27 protein-coding genes, 1 other RNA gene and 1 pseudogene are annotated in these 16,909 nt (G+C 26.4%); 24 read left to right on the forward strand and 5 right to left on the reverse strand.

The features are described from left to right. Positions 1-3: 3 nt before the first annotated feature. The gene (locus ESZ_RS00520) at positions 4-2,469 is read right to left on the reverse strand and encodes a valine--tRNA ligase (RefSeq protein ID WP_176604854.1); all 2,466 of its coding nucleotides are present in this window, start codon (positions 2,467-2,469) and stop codon (positions 4-6) included. After that, positions 2,453-3,076: an adenylate kinase family protein gene (locus ESZ_RS00525; protein WP_176604855.1), complete on the reverse strand. Its 624-nt coding sequence runs from the start codon at positions 3,074-3,076 to the stop codon at positions 2,453-2,455. Before ESZ_RS00525 ends, ESZ_RS00520 begins: the two co-directional genes overlap by 17 nt. Before the next feature lie 141 nt (positions 3,077-3,217). Here ESZ_RS00525 and rpsL point away from each other — a divergent pair, with 141 nt between their 5' ends. The 24 genes and pseudogenes from rpsL to rplO all read left to right on the forward strand — a co-directional run bounded on the left by rpsL (position 3,218) and on the right by rplO (position 15,218). Beyond that, on the forward strand, positions 3,218-3,598 hold the full coding sequence (rpsL, locus tag ESZ_RS00530; protein ID WP_176605062.1) for a 30S ribosomal protein S12: 381 nt from the start codon (positions 3,218-3,220) through the stop codon (positions 3,596-3,598). Between the two features lie 12 nt (positions 3,599-3,610). Further along, a complete protein-coding gene (gene rpsG, locus ESZ_RS00535; protein WP_176604856.1) occupies positions 3,611-4,108 on the forward strand; it encodes a 30S ribosomal protein S7 in 498 nt (165 codons plus the stop codon). Positions 4,109-4,127: 19 nt separating this feature from the next. After that, the gene (fusA, locus tag ESZ_RS00540; RefSeq protein ID WP_176604857.1) at positions 4,128-6,194 is read left to right on the forward strand and encodes an elongation factor G; all 2,067 of its coding nucleotides are present in this window, start codon (positions 4,128-4,130) and stop codon (positions 6,192-6,194) included. Positions 6,195-6,221: 27 nt separating this feature from the next. Beyond that, complete coding sequence (gene rpsJ, locus ESZ_RS00545) at positions 6,222-6,539, forward strand: 30S ribosomal protein S10 (protein WP_176604858.1); 318 nt, start codon at positions 6,222-6,224, stop codon at positions 6,537-6,539. An 8-nt stretch (positions 6,540-6,547) separates the two neighbouring features. Continuing rightward, the gene (rplC, locus tag ESZ_RS00550; protein WP_176604859.1) at positions 6,548-7,177 is read left to right on the forward strand and encodes a 50S ribosomal protein L3; all 630 of its coding nucleotides are present in this window, start codon (positions 6,548-6,550) and stop codon (positions 7,175-7,177) included. Between the two features lie 18 nt (positions 7,178-7,195). Further along, positions 7,196-7,828, forward strand: a complete 633-nt coding sequence (rplD, locus tag ESZ_RS00555) for a 50S ribosomal protein L4 (RefSeq protein WP_176604860.1) — start codon at positions 7,196-7,198, stop codon at positions 7,826-7,828. Continuing rightward, a complete protein-coding gene (gene rplW, locus ESZ_RS00560; protein ID WP_176604861.1) occupies positions 7,812-8,111 on the forward strand; it encodes a 50S ribosomal protein L23 in 300 nt (99 codons plus the stop codon). Before rplD ends, rplW begins: the two co-directional genes overlap by 17 nt. 2 nt (positions 8,112-8,113) lie before the next feature. Further along, positions 8,114-8,941, forward strand: coding sequence for a 50S ribosomal protein L2 (gene rplB / locus ESZ_RS00565; protein ID WP_176604862.1), 828 nt, complete (start codon positions 8,114-8,116; stop codon positions 8,939-8,941). A 31-nt stretch (positions 8,942-8,972) separates the two neighbouring features. After that, positions 8,973-9,278 (forward strand): 30S ribosomal protein S19, encoded by a 306-nt coding sequence (gene rpsS / locus ESZ_RS00570; RefSeq protein WP_176604863.1) that lies wholly within the window; start codon positions 8,973-8,975, stop codon positions 9,276-9,278. Beyond that, entirely contained in the window at positions 9,278-9,613 is a 336-nt protein-coding gene (gene rplV, locus ESZ_RS00575) for a 50S ribosomal protein L22 (RefSeq protein WP_176604864.1), read from the forward strand. Before rpsS ends, rplV begins: the two co-directional genes overlap by 1 nt. Position 9,614: 1 nt before the next feature. Beyond that, positions 9,615-10,235 (forward strand): annotated as a pseudogene (rpsC, locus tag ESZ_RS00580) (30S ribosomal protein S3); the annotation flags it as partial. Positions 10,236-10,262: 27 nt separating this feature from the next. Further along, complete coding sequence (rplP, locus tag ESZ_RS00585; RefSeq protein ID WP_176604866.1) at positions 10,263-10,685, forward strand: 50S ribosomal protein L16; 423 nt, start codon at positions 10,263-10,265, stop codon at positions 10,683-10,685. Further along, on the forward strand, positions 10,682-10,873 hold the full coding sequence (gene rpmC / locus ESZ_RS00590; RefSeq protein WP_176604867.1) for a 50S ribosomal protein L29: 192 nt from the start codon (positions 10,682-10,684) through the stop codon (positions 10,871-10,873). Before rplP ends, rpmC begins: the two co-directional genes overlap by 4 nt. A 6-nt stretch (positions 10,874-10,879) precedes the next feature. After that, positions 10,880-11,155: a 30S ribosomal protein S17 gene (gene rpsQ / locus ESZ_RS00595; RefSeq protein ID WP_176604868.1), complete on the forward strand. Its 276-nt coding sequence runs from the start codon at positions 10,880-10,882 to the stop codon at positions 11,153-11,155. Continuing rightward, positions 11,136-11,504 (forward strand): 50S ribosomal protein L14, encoded by a 369-nt coding sequence (gene rplN / locus ESZ_RS00600; RefSeq protein WP_176604869.1) that lies wholly within the window; start codon positions 11,136-11,138, stop codon positions 11,502-11,504. The genes rpsQ and rplN overlap by 20 nt, the downstream gene beginning before the upstream one ends. A 4-nt stretch (positions 11,505-11,508) precedes the next feature. Continuing rightward, entirely contained in the window at positions 11,509-11,838 is a 330-nt protein-coding gene (gene rplX, locus ESZ_RS00605; RefSeq protein ID WP_176604870.1) for a 50S ribosomal protein L24, read from the forward strand. Further along, on the forward strand, positions 11,835-12,371 hold the full coding sequence (gene rplE / locus ESZ_RS00610; RefSeq protein ID WP_176604871.1) for a 50S ribosomal protein L5: 537 nt from the start codon (positions 11,835-11,837) through the stop codon (positions 12,369-12,371). The genes rplX and rplE overlap by 4 nt, the downstream gene beginning before the upstream one ends. 24 nt (positions 12,372-12,395) lie before the next feature. After that, the gene (gene rpsN / locus ESZ_RS00615) at positions 12,396-12,701 is read left to right on the forward strand and encodes a 30S ribosomal protein S14 (protein WP_176604872.1); all 306 of its coding nucleotides are present in this window, start codon (positions 12,396-12,398) and stop codon (positions 12,699-12,701) included. A gap of 5 nt (positions 12,702-12,706) precedes the next feature. Then, positions 12,707-13,108: a 30S ribosomal protein S8 gene (gene rpsH, locus ESZ_RS00620; RefSeq protein ID WP_176604873.1), complete on the forward strand. Its 402-nt coding sequence runs from the start codon at positions 12,707-12,709 to the stop codon at positions 13,106-13,108. A 6-nt stretch (positions 13,109-13,114) separates the two neighbouring features. Continuing rightward, entirely contained in the window at positions 13,115-13,669 is a 555-nt protein-coding gene (rplF, locus tag ESZ_RS00625; protein WP_176604874.1) for a 50S ribosomal protein L6, read from the forward strand. Positions 13,670-13,676: 7 nt separating this feature from the next. After that, positions 13,677-14,036, forward strand: a complete 360-nt coding sequence (gene rplR / locus ESZ_RS00630; protein ID WP_176604875.1) for a 50S ribosomal protein L18 — start codon at positions 13,677-13,679, stop codon at positions 14,034-14,036. A gap of 9 nt (positions 14,037-14,045) precedes the next feature. Next, complete coding sequence (gene rpsE / locus ESZ_RS00635) at positions 14,046-14,564, forward strand: 30S ribosomal protein S5 (RefSeq protein ID WP_176604876.1); 519 nt, start codon at positions 14,046-14,048, stop codon at positions 14,562-14,564. 18 nt (positions 14,565-14,582) lie between these two features. Beyond that, positions 14,583-14,771: a 50S ribosomal protein L30 gene (gene rpmD, locus ESZ_RS00640; RefSeq protein WP_176604877.1), complete on the forward strand. Its 189-nt coding sequence runs from the start codon at positions 14,583-14,585 to the stop codon at positions 14,769-14,771. A gap of 3 nt (positions 14,772-14,774) precedes the next feature. Next, positions 14,775-15,218, forward strand: coding sequence for a 50S ribosomal protein L15 (gene rplO, locus ESZ_RS00645; protein WP_176604878.1), 444 nt, complete (start codon positions 14,775-14,777; stop codon positions 15,216-15,218). Here the strand turns inward: rplO and ssrA are convergent. The 3 genes from ssrA to ESZ_RS00660 form a co-directional block, all read right to left on the reverse strand. After that, positions 15,197-15,538: a transfer-messenger RNA gene (gene ssrA, locus ESZ_RS00650) on the reverse strand. The two genes, rplO and ssrA, sit on opposite strands and share 22 nt — an antisense overlap. Before the next feature lie 25 nt (positions 15,539-15,563). Further along, on the reverse strand, positions 15,564-16,181 hold the full coding sequence (locus tag ESZ_RS00655) for a glutathione S-transferase N-terminal domain-containing protein (RefSeq protein ID WP_176604879.1): 618 nt from the start codon (positions 16,179-16,181) through the stop codon (positions 15,564-15,566). After that, positions 16,181-16,903, reverse strand: a complete 723-nt coding sequence (locus ESZ_RS00660) for a cytochrome c1 (RefSeq protein WP_176604880.1) — start codon at positions 16,901-16,903, stop codon at positions 16,181-16,183. Before ESZ_RS00660 ends, ESZ_RS00655 begins: the two co-directional genes overlap by 1 nt. Between the last annotated feature and the right edge of the window lie 6 nt (positions 16,904-16,909).

Below are 16,909 nucleotides of genomic sequence, written 5' to 3' on the forward strand. Positions count from 1 at the left end.
TTTTTATTTTAAATTTATTTCTAAATTATCGATTTTTTCGTAGATTATGTTTTTTGTGTAGGTTAAGTTTATATTTTGTAGTTTTATTATTTTTTCTATAAGTTTTTTATTTTTTTCTAGTAAAAATAAGTTTTCATTGTTAATAGATTGAATGTTTATAATAAGATTCTTTTTATTATTTTTTGTTTTTAGGCTACGTATTTTGCTACAAATTTTTTTAATTTTTTCTATATAATTTATTTTATTTAAGTTTAAATTGTGTTTATTTTTTGGATATTTTTCTGTTATTAAATTATTTTTTTCATTTAAATACCCCCATATTTCTTCTGTTATATATGGAGCTAATGGATGTAAAATTTTCAGAAGTTCTTTAAATATTATTAAATTGTTATAGCTTGTTTCTTTTTTGTATTTATTATTTTGCAATAGTATTTTAGAGCATTCTATGTGCCAACTACAAAAATTTGACCAAAAAAAGTTATATATTGTTTCTATTAATAAATGAAATTTTCTTTTTTGGATGTGTGTTTTTATTTCTTTTTTTGTTTTTTGCCATATTATATTTATATATGTGTTGTATATATTTTTTAATTTTTTTGTTTTTGTCTTTTTAGTAGGTGTATTTTTTATAAAAATAGCAGCATTCCATAATTTCGTACAAAAACTTTTATATGTTTTAACTTTTTCTAAATCTAATTTTATTGCTATATTTTCTGTCGAAATTGAACAAAATGTTAGTCTTAGTGCATCTGCACCAAAAGCTTCTATTCCATTTGGAAATTGATTTTGCGTATAGTTTTTAATTTTTTCTGCCAAATTTTCATTTATTAAATTGGATGTTTGTTTTTTAATCAACTGTTCTTTTGTTATTCCATTTATTATATCTAGTGGATCTAATACATTTCCTTTTGTTTTTGACATCTTATTTCCTAAGTTATCTCTTATAAGTCCATGTATATATATTTCTTTAAAAGGCATTTGATTTGTGAGTTTTAATCCAAACATCATCATTTTTATAGCCCAAAAGAATATTATATCAAATCCTGTTACGAGTGTACTTGTAGGATACATGTTTTTATATTCTATTTTATTGTTAGGCCAACCTAAACTAGCAAATGGCCATAAAGCAGAAGAAAACCATGTATCTAATACATTTTCATCTTGTGTTAATAAAATGTTACTTTCTAGCTTATATTTTTTAATTACATTTTTTTCGTTATAACCTGTATATTCATTTTTTTTTTCGTCATACCATATAGGTATTTTATGTCCCCACCATATTTGTCTACTTATACACCAATCTTTTATATTATCTAACCAATTGAAAAATATTTTTTTCCATTTTATTGGTAAAATTTTTATTTTATTTTCTTTTATTTCTTTATATACAGGTTCTGCTAATGGTTTAGTTTTTATATACCATTGTTCAGTTATAAGTGGCTCTATAACACAATTACTTCTATCAGCTTTAGGTATTTTATTTTTTATTGTTTCTATTTTTGAAATAACGTTTAATTCTATAAGATGTTTTTTTATTTTTTTTCTTGCTTCATTAACTGTTAAATTTTGATAATCTTGTGGAACTTCAGAGTTTGTTTTTCCATCTTTATTTAAAATATTTATTATTTTTAAGTTATGTTTTTTTCCTATTTCAAAATCATTAAAGTCATGTCCAGGAGTTATTTTTAAACATCCTGATCCGTATTTTGTATCAACATTTTCGTCTTCAATTATTGGTATTTCTTTATTTATTATTGGTATAATTACAGTGTTATTTTTTATTTTTTTATATCTTTTATCTTTAGGATTTATAGCGATGGCTACATCAGCAAAAATGGTTTCTGGTCTTGTTGTTGCTATTATTATATAATCGTCTATGTTTTGTACTTTATATTTTATATAAAATAATTCGCTATCTATTTCTTCATGTATTACTTCTAAATCAGAAATTGCTGTTTTTAGTTTGGTATCCCAATTTACAAGTTTGTTTGTTTTATATATTAATTTTTCTTCATATAATCTAATAAAAGCTGTTTTTACAGCATAAGAAAAGTGATTATCTAGTGTAAAACGCGATGTGTTCCAATTTAATGAGCATCCTAGCTTTTTTAATTGTATTTTAATTCTTGCATTTGCTTTTTTTTTCCATTTTTCTGTATATTTTTTTTTATCAATGGTGTTATTTTCTTTTATTTTTTGTTCTATTAAAATTTGGGTCGCAATTCCTGCATGATCAGTCCCCATTTTCCATAAAGTGCAAAAGTTATTCATTTTATGGTAACGTATTAATACATCCATTAATGTACATTGAAATGCGTGCCCCATATGTAAACTACCAGTTATATTTGGCGGAGGTATTGTTATGCAGTATTTTTTTTCTTTTTTATAATTAGGAATGAAATATTTTTTATTTTCCCATTCTTTGTACCAATTTTTTGATAATTTTTTTTCTTCAAATATTTTTTTCATAAAATTTTATATTATTTATTATTTTTTCAAAAATATCGTCTACGTTGTTATTTCCATTTATTTTAATTAAATGAGTATTTATATTTGTGTACCAATTTAATATTTCCGTTGTGTTTGTATTATGATCTAATAATCTTTTTTTTATAATTTTTATTTTATCATCATTACGTTTTTTTAAATTTTCTCCAGTTAAATCATCTTTATTTTTTATTTTTTGTTTAATATTTATTATATTGTAGTTTTTATTTTTATTTGTAAGTCTATATTTTAATCTTTTTATTATGTTTTTTTCGTCTATTTCTATTTGTATTATATAATCTATTTTTATATTTTTTTTTGTCAAACTGATTGCTTGATTTAGAGTTCTTGGAAACCCATCGAACAATATATCATTTATTTTTTTAATATTTTTTTCTATGAACTTTAATATTATTTCGTCGTCTAGTAATTTTCCTTTTTTTACTATTTTTTTAATTTCTTGGTTTGAGTCTAGTTCTTTTCTTATTAGTTCACCTGTAGATATATGATGAAGATTTAGTTTTTTTTTAATTAGTTCTGCTTGTGTTCCTTTCCCAGAACCTGGAGCGCCTAGTAATATTATTTTCATTTTTTCTTATCTTATTAAAATTTTTTTTAAATATAAACATTTATTTTTAATGTTTTGTATTATTATTAACATAATTAATTGACAGATAGTTTATATTTTTATAATATTTAAATTCATATTATGTTATTTAAATATATACAAATGACTACTATAAATCAATTAGTAAATAATAATAGAATAAAAGTTAAAAGAAAAAATAAAGTTGTAGCTTTAGAAGGTAATCCTCAAAGAAGAGGAGTTTGTCTTAGAGTTTATACTGTTAAGCCAAAAAAACCTAATTCAGCTTTACGAAAAGTTTGTCGCGTTAAATTAACTGGCGGAAATGAAATTACAGCTTATATTCAAGGGGTTGGACACACTTTGCAAGAACATTCGGTTGTACTTGTTAGGGGTGGAAGAGTTAAAGATTTGCCTGGGGTTAGATATAAAGTTATAAGAGGTACTCTGGATGCTACTGGTGTTATTGGTAGAAAAAAATCTAGGTCTAAATATGGAACTAAATCCTCCGATAAAAAAAAATAAGGAATAGTTGAAATGGCTAGAAAGAAAGTTAAGAATAATATTAAAGTTAAACCAGATTCTACTTTTAATAGTTTGTTGTTATCTAAGTTTATTAACTATATTATGGTTTCTGGGAAGAAGTCTTTGGCTGAAAGAATTGTTTATTGTGCGTTAGACATAGTTAAAGATAAAACTAAAATGGATTCTATGGTTGTTTTTGAAAAAGCTTTAGAGCATATTAAACCTATAGTTGAAGTTAGATCAAGGCGTGTTGGTGGAGCTACTTATCAAGTACCTGTTGAAGTAAAACCTAAAAGGGCTGTTACTCTGGCTATGCGTTGGCTTGTTGAATTTGCTAGAAAACGTAGTGAAAAAAATATGATATTAAAATTAGCATTTGAAATAATAGAAGCTGCAGATGAAAGTCATTCAATAGGAAATAGTATAGGTAGAGGTGGAGCTATAAAGAAACGAGAAGATACTCATCGTATGGCTGAAGCTAATAGAGCTTTTGCTCATTATAGATGGTAGTTTTTTGTAAGGGGTTTATGTGATAGGATTAGATAAGTGTAGAAATATAGGTATTATCGCACATATTGATGCAGGTAAAACAACTCTTACAGAAAGAATTTTATTTTATACTGGAGTTTCTCATAAAATGGGGGAAGTTCATGATGGTTCTGCTGTTATGGATTGGATGGAACAGGAGCAAGAGAGAGGTATAACTATCACTGCAGCAGCTACTACATGTTTTTGGAGTAGTGGTATTGATAATAATAAATTTAGAATTAATATTATTGATACTCCTGGGCATGTTGATTTTACAATAGAAGTTGAAAGATCTTTGAGAGTCTTAGATGGAGCTATTGGTGTTTTTTGTGCTGTTGGTGGAGTTGAATCGCAGTCTGAAACTGTTTGGAGACAAGCAAATAAATATAACGTTCCTAGACTTGCTTTTGTAAATAAAATGGATAGGCCTGGTGCCAATTTCCTTTCTGTTTTAAATCAAATGAAAACAAAGCTTAAAGCCAATGTTGTTCCATTACATTTGCCTTACTTTGTTGGGGAAGTTTTTGTAGGTATTATTGATTTAGTTTACAAAAGATTGGTTATTTGGAATGATGAAAGTTTAGGTGCTGATTTTAAGTATGAAGATATACCAGATGAGTGTTCAAATGATTTTAATAAGCATAGAAATGTTATTTTAGAACATGTTGCTGAATCCTCAGATGAATTAATGGAAATTTATTTAGATAAATATGATTTTTCTATAGAAATTATTATATCTGCTCTTAGGAAATTAGTGATTAAGAATAATGTTACATTAGTTTTATGTGGATCTGCTTTTAAAAATAAGGGAGTACAGCTATTATTAGATGCTGTAGTTGATTATTTGCCTTCTCCTAATGATGTTACTTTTGGTAAAGTAATTCAATATTCTGGTAATAATGATTTAGATAAATTGGATTTTTTGGCTTTAGCATTTAAAATTGTAACAGATCCATTTGTAGGATCTTTGACATATTTAAGAGTTTATGCAGGCGTTTTTGATGCAGGCAATTTTGCATATAATAGTTTAAAAGATAAAAAAGAGCGATTTGGTAGAATTTTATTGATGCATGCAAATTCTAGAGAAGAAATTAAATCTATGCGTGCTGGAGATATTGTAGCTATTGTTGGATTAAAATATACTACTACAGGCGATACTCTTTGTGCTTTGGGTAATAATGTTATTTTAGAACAAATGCTTTTCCCAGAATCAGTTATATCTGTAGCTGTTGAACCTAAAACAAAAAATGATCAAGAAAAAATGGGAATGGCTCTTAGAAAATTAGCACAAGAAGATCCTTCTTTAAGAGTTAGTGTTGATCCAGAATCATCTCAAACTATTATTTCTGGAATGGGAGAATTACATCTCGATATTATAGTTGATAGAATGAGAAGAGAATTTAATGTAGAAGCAACTGTTGGTAAACCGCAAGTTGCTTATAGAGAAACTATAACTAAAACAGTGGAGCAAGAAGGTAAGTATATAAGACAATCAGGTGGAAGAGGACAATATGGGCATGTTGTTTTAAAAATGGAACCCTTAAAAGTTGGCGGTGGTGTTATTTTTGAAAGTAAAATTTTTGCTGGTGTTGTGCCTAGAGAATATATTCCTGCAGTTAAAAAGGGTGTTTTAGAACAAAGTCAACTTGGCGTTTTAGCTGGATATCCAATTGTAGATGTTAAAATAACATTAATTGATGGATCTTATCATGACGTTGATTCTAGTGAGATGGCTTTTAAAAATGCAGCTGCTAGAGCTTTTAAAGCTGGTGCTTTAAGAGCAAATTTGATTTTATTAGAACCAATTATGTTAGTTTGTGTTGTAACTCCAGATGAATATTTAGGTGATATTATTGGTGATTTAAATAAGAGGCGTGGTATTATACATGGGATAAGTGATGTTCTTTCTGCTAAAGATATTAGAGCACATGTTCCTCTTTCTGAAATGTTTGGTTATGCAACTGTTATAAGATCTATAACTCAAGGCAGAGCTACATATACCATGGAATTTTCTTCTTATACACCTGTGCCTGATTTTATAGCTAAAAATGTATTAAATAGTAATTAATTTATAAAAAAATTAAAGAGTTTTGAGATGACAAATCGTAATCAAATTATTAAAATAAAATTGAAATCTTATGATCATAAGGTTATAGATCAATCTACTAAAGAGATAGTTGATACTGCAAAAAAAACTGGAGCTATTATTAGTGGCCCAATTCCATTACCTTCTTATGTTGAACGATTTACAATATTAGTATCCCCACATGTAGATAAAAAAGCTAGAGATCAATATGAAATACGTACACATAAAAGACTTATTGTAATAGTTGAACCAACAGATAAAACAGTTAATGCATTAATGAAATTAGATTTATCAGCTGGGGTAGATATAAAGATTTCTGTTAATTGAGGTTTTTTATGAGTATTGTTTTTATTGGTTATAAATGTGGTATGACTAGTTTTTTTTCTAATGATGGAGTTGTTAGTCCAGCTACTGTTATTAAAGTTTATTCAAATTATATTGTTGATATTAAGTCTTTAGATGATAGTATGTCTTTGTTGAAAATATCGGCTTGCCCTATTAGTAAGAAAAAAATATCTAGATCTATTGTGGGATTTTATAATAAAATTGGTCTTGATTGTTTTAAATATATGTTAGAATCTAAAGTAGAGTCTAGCAAAATAACTGATTTTAAGGTAGGAGACATTTTACCATTATCATTTTTTAATGTTTTGGATAAAATTGATGTTATAGGGTTAACAAAGGGTAGAGGTTTTGCTGGTGTTATAAAAAGACATAATTTTAAAGCTCAGCCATTTTCTCATGGTAATTCCTTATCTCATAGAGCTCCTGGTTCTATTGGTCAGTGTCAAACTCCTGGTAGAGTTTTTAAGGGTAAAAAAATGCCTGGTAGAATGGGAAATGTTAGAGTAACATCTAAAAATATTAGTGTGTTAGACGTTTATAATGATTTAAATGTAGTTTTGTTAAAAGGGTCTGTTCCTGGTTTTACTGGAAATAGAGTTTTTTTGAGAAAAAATTTTTAATTTTTTTTTTGGTGAGTTATGGAAGTTTTTGTTTTAAAAAATAATGGTGAAAATCATTCTATGTCTTTATCTCAGGATATTTTTGACGTTAAATATAATGATTTATTTTTGCACCAATTTATTACATCATATATAAGTAATTCTCATGAAGGACAGAAATCTCAAAAGTCTAGAGGTGAAGTAAGTGGTGGAGGAAAAAAACCTTGGCGTCAAAAAGGTAGTGGTAGAGCTAGAGTAGGTAGTATTAGAAGTCCATTATGGCGTGGTGGTGGAAAGATTTTTGCTTATAATTCTGATATAAATCGTAAAAAGAAAATAAATAAACGTTTTTATAGTTTTTGTATGAGGATGTTATTTTCTCAATTATTTCGTGAAAATAGAATTTTTATTTTTGAAAAATTTGATTTAGATTGTATTAGTACTAAAATGTTTTTAAATAAAATTTTATATTTAAAAGCTAAAAGTAAATCTTTATTTGTATTTGATGATTTATATAAGAATATTATTTTATCGTCAAGGAATTTAGAAAATTTGAGTGTTATTTCTTGTAGAACTTTAAATCCTTTAATGTTAATGAAATTTGACAATTTTTTTGTTACTGTAGAGTCTATAAGATTTTTTGAAGAGATGTTTAATGAAAAAGTTAAGTAGGTTTTATAATACGTTGATAGCTCAACATTATACTGAAAAAGCAAATTTACTATTAAATAAGTGTAATTGTGTTACATTTATTGTTTCTAGTAAATCTAATAAACATGAAATAAAAAATGTTGTTGAAAAATTATTTAATGTTAGTGTTGCTTTTGTTAGAGTATTAATTGTAAAGGGTAAAAGTGTTAAATTTAAAAATTCTTTTGGAAAAAAAAGTGATTTTAAGAAAGCTTTTGTTTATTTAAATAAAGGTAATACGATAAATTTTACAGAGTTTAAGTAATTATGATAATTTTAAAAAGATATAAACCAACATCTCCAGGAATACGTGGTTTGATAAGTTTAAAAAATTCAAATTTGTATAATGGGCGTCCTTATAAAAATTTAACGATTTTTAATTCTTGTTCATCTGGAAGAAATAATTATGGTAGGATAACTGTTTGGGGTAGAGGTGGTGGACATAAAAAATTGCTTAGACTTATGGATTGGAAACGTGATAAATATGATGTTTTGGCTAAAGTTGAACGTATTGAATATGATCCTAATAGAAGTCCTTATATAGCTTTAGTGCTTTATGAAGATGGAGAAAGAAGATATATTTTATCTACATCAAATATGAAGGTAGGTGATTTTGTTATTTCAGGCGATTTTGTTCCAATAAAAGATGGAAATAGTTTACCATTAAAAAATATTCCTTTGGGGACTAATGTGCATTGTGTTGAACTTTATCCTAAGGGTGGAGCTAAGTTGATTAGAAGTGCTGGATGTTATGCACAACTTTTGGCCAAAGATGATAATTATGCTACTCTTAGATTACGTTCAGGTGAAATTAGAAAGGTTCCTCTTGGGTGTTATGCTTCTATTGGGATTTTGTCAAAAAGTGAACATAATCTTCAAAAGTTAGGAAAAGCTGGAAGAAGTAGATGGAAAAATATCAGACCTAATGTTAGAGGTGTGGCTATGAATCCTGTAGATCATCCATTGGGTGGTGGCGAAGGTAGAACATCGGGTGGAAGACCTGCTTGTAGTCCATGGGGAGTTCCTGAAGGTAAAATTACAAGAAAATTAAAAAAACGCGGATATAAATTAATTTTAAAACGTAGAAAAAAATAATAGTTATTTATTTTTAAATTGAGAGGTTTGTGTGACACGATCTTTAAAAAAGGGACCTTTTGTTGATTATCATTTATTAAAAAAAGTAAGATCATCTGATGTTTTGAATAAGCGTATTATTAAGACTTGGTCAAGACGTTCTATGATTATTCCTGAAATGATTGGATTTACTTTTGCTGTTCATAATGGTAAAAATTTTATACCAGTTTTTGTTACTGAAAATATGGTTGGACATAAATTAGGTGAATTTTCTCCTACTCGTGTATTTAAGGGGCATTCTGGCGATAAAAATTCTAAGAATTTAAAAGGTTCTAAAAATGTCGTAAGGAAGAAGTAATGATTATATGTGCTAGTGCTAAGAATATAAGAATGTCTGGGCAAAAGATTGTTCCAGTTTTAAACGTTATAAGAAATATGCATGTAGAAAAAGCTGTAGATATTTTGACTTTTAGTGGTAAAAAATCGGCGTTTTTAATTATGAAGCTTCTTAAATCTGTTATTTCTAACGCTGAACATAATAATGGAATAGATATAGATAATTTGTTTGTATATCGTACTTATGTTACTAATGGTTCTAGTTTAAAACGTTTTAAAGTTAGAGCAAAGGGTAGATCTAATAGGATGTTAAAAAGAAGTTGTCATATTTATATAGAATTGAAGGAGAAACAATAATATGGGTCAAAAAGTTCATCCTATTGGAATTAGATTAGGTTATTCAAAAAAAAGTAATTCTTTTTGGTATCCTGATGGAGATACTTTTGCTAATACTTTAAAAAATGATTTAGAAATTCGTGAATTTATTTTAAATAATTTACCAAAATCTTCATCTATAAGTAAAATTTTTATTGAAAGAATTAGTCAAAATGTTAAGATTTCTATAAATACAGCTAAACCTGGAATAGTTATAGGAAAAAAAGGTGAAGACATAGAAAAATTAAGAACTAAATTAAGTAATTTATATAATATCTCTGTTACCATAAATGTTGATGAGATTAAAAAACCTGATTTAGATGCATATTTAGTAGCTGAAAGTATTAGTTCTCAATTAAAGCGTAGAGTTATGTTTAGGCGGGCTATGAAAAGAGCAATTGTGAACGCAATGCGCCAAGGTGCAAAAGGTGTGAAAGTTGCTGTTTCTGGTCGTTTAGGCGGAGCTGATATAGCTAGACGTGAGTGGTATAGGGAAGGAAGGGTGCCATTACATACATTTAGAGCTGATATAGATTATGGGTTTGCAGAAGCTAAGACTACGTATGGTGTTATAGGTGTTAAAGTTTGGATTTATAAAGGTGATTTTAACGTTGATAATTAGGATTTTTTTATGTTACAACCTAGTAGAACTAAGTTTAGAAAACAGCAAAAAGGTAGAAATGATAGATCTGTTATTACTAAGGGTAATAAGTTAAGTTTTGGTGAGTTTGGTATAAAATCTTTAGAATGCTCTAGAATAACTGCTAGACAAATAGAGTCTGCAAGAATTGTTATATCTAAACATTTAAAAAGAGTTGGTAAAATTTGGATTAGGATTTTTCCTGATAAACCTATAACTAAAAAGCCATTAGAAGTAAGGCAAGGTAAGGGTAAAGGTAATGTTGAATATTGGGTTGCTTTAGTACAGCCAGGTAGGGTTTTGTTTGAAATTTCTGGGGTACCATATAACATAGCTTTTAGTGCTCTTAAATTAGCTTCTTATAAATTGCCTGTTAAAACATTATTTGTTTCTAATTTTTCGGAAAATACATGAATATAAATGAATTAAGAAAAGAAAGTTTAATAGATTTAAAATCTAAATTGGTTTTATTGTATAGAGAAAAATTGAAAATTAGTTTTGAAAAAACTAGTGGATCTGAATTTAATAAAACTCATATGATAAAAGCTAATAAAAAAAATATAGCAAGAATTTTAACTTTAATTTCTGAAAAAAAAGAGTAAAAGATTATGACTAATTTAGTTTGTAAGATTTTGGAAGGATTGGTAGTTAGTGATAAGATGGATAAGACTGTTGTTGTTAAAGTTATTAGAGTAGTTAAGCATCCTAAATATGGGAAATATATAAAACGCTCTTCTAAGTTTTTTGTTCATGATGAAAAAAATGAATGCAAAAATGGTGATGTTATCTTATTTAAAGAAGTAGCTCCAATTTCTAAAAATAAAAATTTTATTTTTTGCTCTTTTAAGAAAAAAGAGGTGTTAAATGATTCAAATGCAGACTGAGTTATTGGTTGCTGATAATAGCGGCGCAAAAAGAGTTATGTGTATTAAAGTATTAGGTGGGTCTAAAAAACGTTTTGCTAATATTGGTGATTTGATAAAAGTTAGTGTAAAAGATGCAATTCCTAATGGTAAAGTAAAAAAAGGTGAAGTTGTTAATGCTGTTGTTGTAAGGTCTAAAAAAGGTATTTCTAGGTGTGATGGATCGTATTTAAAATTTGATAATAATGTTGTTGTTCTTTTAAATAATAAATTGCAACCTATAGGTACAAGAATTTTTGGGCCTGTTACTAGAGAATTAAGAAATGATAAGTATATGAAAATAATGTCTTTGGCTTTAGAGGTTGTTTAGTGTTATGAATAAAATTAAAGTTAAAGATAAAGTAGTTATTTTAGCCGGAAAAGATAAGGGTAAAGTTGGTATTGTTTCTAAAGTTTTAAAAGATAAAAAATTAAATAAGAATTTTGTTATTGTAGAAGGTGTGAATTTGTTTAAAAAACATTCAAAAGCTGTACCAAATAAAAATAAGTCTGGTGGAATTATTACTATTGAAAAACCAATTGATTATTCAAATGTTGCTTTGTTTTGCGAATCTTTAAATAAAGGTAGTAAGGTTTTTTTTAATTTTTCAGATAGTGGAAAAAAATCTAGATTTTTTAAATTAAATAAAGAGGTAATAACTTGAATAAGTTTAAAGATTATTATTTTTCTTATGTTGTTCCAACTTTTATAAAAGATGGTTTAGCTAAAAATGTGATGGGCGCACCTAAGTTTTTAAAAGTTGTGATTAATGTAGGTTTTAATGGAGCTAGCCTTAGTAAGAAAAATATTGATGACATTTTTAATGAATTGTATTTAATTTCTGGACAAAAACCTATTTTTACCAAAGCTAGAAAGTCTGTTGCTGGATTTAAAATAAGAGAAGGGGTTAATATTGGTTGTAAAGTTACTTTAAGACGTGAAAATATGTATGATTTTTTAGGTAAATTAGTTTATTTAGTTTTACCTAGCGTTAGAGATTTTAGAGGACTTAGTTCTAAATCTTTTGATGGAAGAGGAAATTATTCTTTTGGTCTTAAAGAACAGATTGTTTTTCCAGAGATTAATTATGATAAAGTTGAAATAATTAGAGGCATGGATATTACTATTGTTACAAATGCAAGAACAGATGTTATTTGTAAAACTTTATTAGAATTTTGTTGTTTCCCGTTTAATTGATTTAATGAGAAAAAAAGTTTTTTTATGTCAAAATTATGTATGATAAAAAGAGAAGAGCGTAGAATTAAATTAACAAAAAAGTATTTTGTTAAAAGGAAAAATTTAAGGATTATTATGGGTGATATTAATGCATCCATTTCTGCTAAGGAATTAGCACAAAAAAAACTTCAAGAGTTTCCAAGAGATTCTATTAAGTGTAGATTAAGAAATAGATGTTGGAAAACTGGTAGAGCTAGAGGAGTTTATAGGATAGTGGGTATGTGTAGAAATATGTTTAGATATCATGCTATGAAAGGTGATATTCCTGGTATAAGAAAGGCTAGTTGGTAAATTTTATGACTATTCAAGATCCTATATCAGATTTATTAACCCAGATACGCAATGGATATTCTGCACGTAAAGATTTCATTATTGTTTATTCTTCAAAATTAAAAGTATCTTTAGTTGATTTACTTAAAAATGAATTTTTTTTAAAAGATTATATTATTTTAGATCAAGATTCAAAAAAAACTAGACTAAAGATATTTTTGCGTTATTATGGAAAGAATATGCCCATTCTTAGAAGAATAGTTAGAATAAGTAAATCTAGTGTTAAAATTTATAAAAGTTGTAAATCTTTGCCAAAAGTATCAAATGGCTTTGGTATTGCTGTAATATCTACTTCTCTTGGGCTTTTAACAGATAAAAAAGCTAGAGAATTGGGAGTGGGTGGTGAAGTTTTGTGTATAGTGGAGTAATATAAAGTGAATTTTTTAAAAAGTATTAGTATACCAAGCGCGGTTTCTTTAAAAATTGATAAAAATTTATGTACATTTTCTGGACCTAATGGTGTAAATGTTTATAAATTACATGATTTTTTAAGAGTGAAAGTTGAAAATGATTTTTTATGTTTGTATTCTGATGATTCTTTAGTGAAAAAACGTGATTTTATATTTTTGTCATCTATCTTTAATACAACTTATGTTATGTTAAAAAATTGTATGTTGGGAGTTACTAAATTTTTTGAATATTTTTTAGTTTTAAGAGGTGTTGGATATAAAGTTAGTTATGATAAAAAAACTTCTGTTTTAGTTATGTTACTTGGTTATTCTCATCCTGTTAATTTATCAGTTCCTGTTGATATTTTAATTGAGTTACCTAGTAATTCTGAAATTATAGTAAAAAGTATATTTAAAGATAAAGCAGGACAATTTGCAGCTGATATACGTGCGCTTAAAATTGCAGATATTTATAAAGGTAATGGCATAAGATATAAAAATGAAAAAATTATTTTAAAAGTTCCTAAAAAAACTAAATGAGATTATTATGTATATTGTTTCTGCGTGTGATAGAAGAAAAACAAAAATAAGAAAAAAAATTTTAAATCAGAATAAATTAAGGTTAACAGTTTATAAATCTAATAAACATATATATGCGCAATTATTTCTTTCTAATGGTAGTGAAGTTTTGGCAAGTATGTCTAGTTTAGATAAAAAATTTAAAGAAGCTAGTTCTAATAATAAGTTATCTAAAATGGATGAAGCTTATTTGGTTGGAAATTTATTGTCTGATGTGCTTAAAAGTAAAAATATATTAAATGTTGTTTTTGATCGTTCTGGGTTTAAGTTTCATGGAAGGATTAAAGCTGTGGCTGATTCTATTAAAAACAATGGTATTAAATGTTAAGTGATTATTATGTCTAATTTTATTATAGATAATTCTGATATTATTCAAAAGACAGACGGTTTGTTAGAAAAACTTATAGTTGTAAAAAGAACGTCTAAAGTTTCTAAAGGTGGTAGGGTTTTTGGTTTTTCTGCATTAACTGTAGTTGGAGATAAAAATGGTAGATTTGGGATAGGTAGAGGTAAAGCAAAAGAAGTTCCGTTTGCTATACAAAAAGCTATGGAAAATGCTAGAAAAAATTTAGTTTTTATTAAGTTAAATGGTGATACTATATGTCATGCTATTAAAGATAAATTTTGTTCTACAAAAATGATAATGTTGCCAGCATCAAAAGGAACTGGTATTATAGCATCTTTTGTTATGAGATCTATATTTGAAGCTTTGGGAGTTAAAAATGTTTTTGCAAAATGTTTTGGCTCTAAAAATCCTAACAATATTGCTAGATGTGCTATGAAATGTTTTTTAAATATGGGAAAAGATGTTGAAGCTAGATCTGCTAGATATTCTTTTTTGGTTAAAAATAAATAATAGTTTTAGGAGTTTTTTTTGTCAAAAGTTTTTATTAAAGTTATTTTAAAAAAAAGTATAATAGGTAGATTACCTAGACATAGAGCTATAATATTTGGGTTGGGACTAAAAAAGATAAATAGTTCTGTAGTTTTGGAAGAAAATGCTGCTGTATTAGGTATGTTAAAAAAAGTTTGTTATTTAGTTAAAGTTGAGTGTATTAATTAATATATGCGTTTAAATAGTTTTAAAATAAGATTTGTTAAAAAAATAAGAGTTGGTAGAGGAATTGGTTCTGGGTTGGGAAAAACTTGTGGTAGAGGTCATAAGGGGCATAAATCTAGAACTGGATATTCTAGAAAAATTGGATTTGAAGGTGGACAAACGCCATTACATAAACGTTTACCAAAATTTGGGTTTACATCTATAAAAAGTAATTTTTTTTCTGAAATACCTTCTCATATTTTAAATAATTTTGATTTTAATTTTTTCGATATAAATCTTTTGAAAAAGTTAAAAGTAATTAATAATAAAATTAGATTTGTTAAAGTAGTTTATTCTTTTCCTATTGTTAACCCAGTTTTTATAAAATGTAATTTTATATCTGTTTCAGATAGAGTTTTATTTAATATTAAAAATGTAGGTGGGGATGTTTCTGGAGGTGGTGGGATTTGAACCCACGTCTGTAGTATTTTTTATTTAAAAATTGTAACATGTTTTTTTTTGCATAAATTTTAAATAATTATTCTGCGTTTAATTATTTATTTTTTTATTTTCAGCATTTTTTAAAATTATATATTCAAATGCTTATCTTATTTTTCTTTTATAATATTTAAGATAATATTTATAAAAGTTTGTTTATCAGTTTTAAGCTGCTAAAGCGTAATTATAATTTTCTTTGGCGTTTATAATGCCTTAGTAATTTTTTACGAAAATTACTTTAAAAACGACATGTTTTTAAATAATCAATACAACATCGATACCAATTCACCCCCATTTTTTTCATTGTAGAAAAAAAGGTTAGATTTTTTTATTTAATACTTTTTGAAATGAGTTTCTAGCAAATATTTTTTTACTATAATCGTATATTATTTTTTCTTTTTCTAGAAAATTTTTATCTATTTCTTGTAAATACCATAGTAAAGTAGAAATCCAACAGTCTATAAGTGAAAAATTTTCACTCAAAAAATAAGGCATTTCCTTAAATAACAATTTTGCACTTTCTATTTGAATTAATAAATTTTTTTTATATTCATCTAAATTTTCCGATAAATTATTTTTTAAATTTAATATATAATTTAAAGTTTTAAACCAGTCTTTATTAATTCTATATATTAATAATCTTGTTTTACCTTTTAGAATGGGATTTATAGGCATCAATGGTGGATGCGGAAATCGTTCATCTATATATTCTGTTATAATTTCTGCTTTATATAAAACCAAATCTCTGTCTACAAATGTTGGTGTATAACAATATGGATTTAATTTTTTTAATATTCCTATGTTATCTTGTATTAATTGTTCTTCAAATTCCAAGCATTTTTCAGCAAGAGCTATTTTAACAACATGTGAATACGGGTCATTAAATCCATTTGTATATAATGTCATTACAGAATGTTTTATATTTGATATGTACATTATTTTATATCTGACCAAAATTCTTTTTTAAGCATGTAGAGTACTATAGTTAATATTATTAAAAATATTAAAACGAATGTACCTATATTTTTTCTTTCTACTTGAATTGGTTCTCCAATATATGATAAAAATGTTGCTAGATCTGTTATCATAGCGTTGTATTCATCTTCTGATAGTTCTCCGTTCTCTATTAGTTCTAGAAGATCTTCTATTTTATCACTATGTTGATCATGTTTTAAAATTTGAATTCCTTGATATTTAAGCAATATATGTGGCATACCAACATCTGGAAATAGTAAATTATTTACTCCAAAAGGTCTGGCGGGGTCTTTATAAAAGCTTTTCATATAAGTAAATAACCAATTCGTTCCTTTATATCTTGATATTAAAGATAAATCTGGTGGTATTTTACCAAACCATTTGATCGCATTTTCTTTATACATTGGACTTAGTATATAGTTATTGTCATTTATTCCATCTATAGAATGCATAAATTTTTCTTTAATTAATTGTTCTAATCCTTTATCTTTTTGTTCGTTTAATTTTAATCCTATAGCTAAATCAGAATAACGCATGTATTTTAAGCCATGACAACCTTGACATTGATCAAAGAACACTTTTGCACCTCTTTGTAGAGATTGAGTGTTTTCTAAATTTATAGTTATTTTATTTAAATTTATGTTACTACTTGCATTTAAATTTGATATACAGAATATAAACACAAGTAG

It is taken from the genome of Candidatus Azoamicus ciliaticola (assembly GCF_902860225.1).
GTDB classification, from domain to species: domain Bacteria; phylum Pseudomonadota; class Gammaproteobacteria; order UBA6186; family Azoamicaceae; genus Azoamicus; species Azoamicus ciliaticola.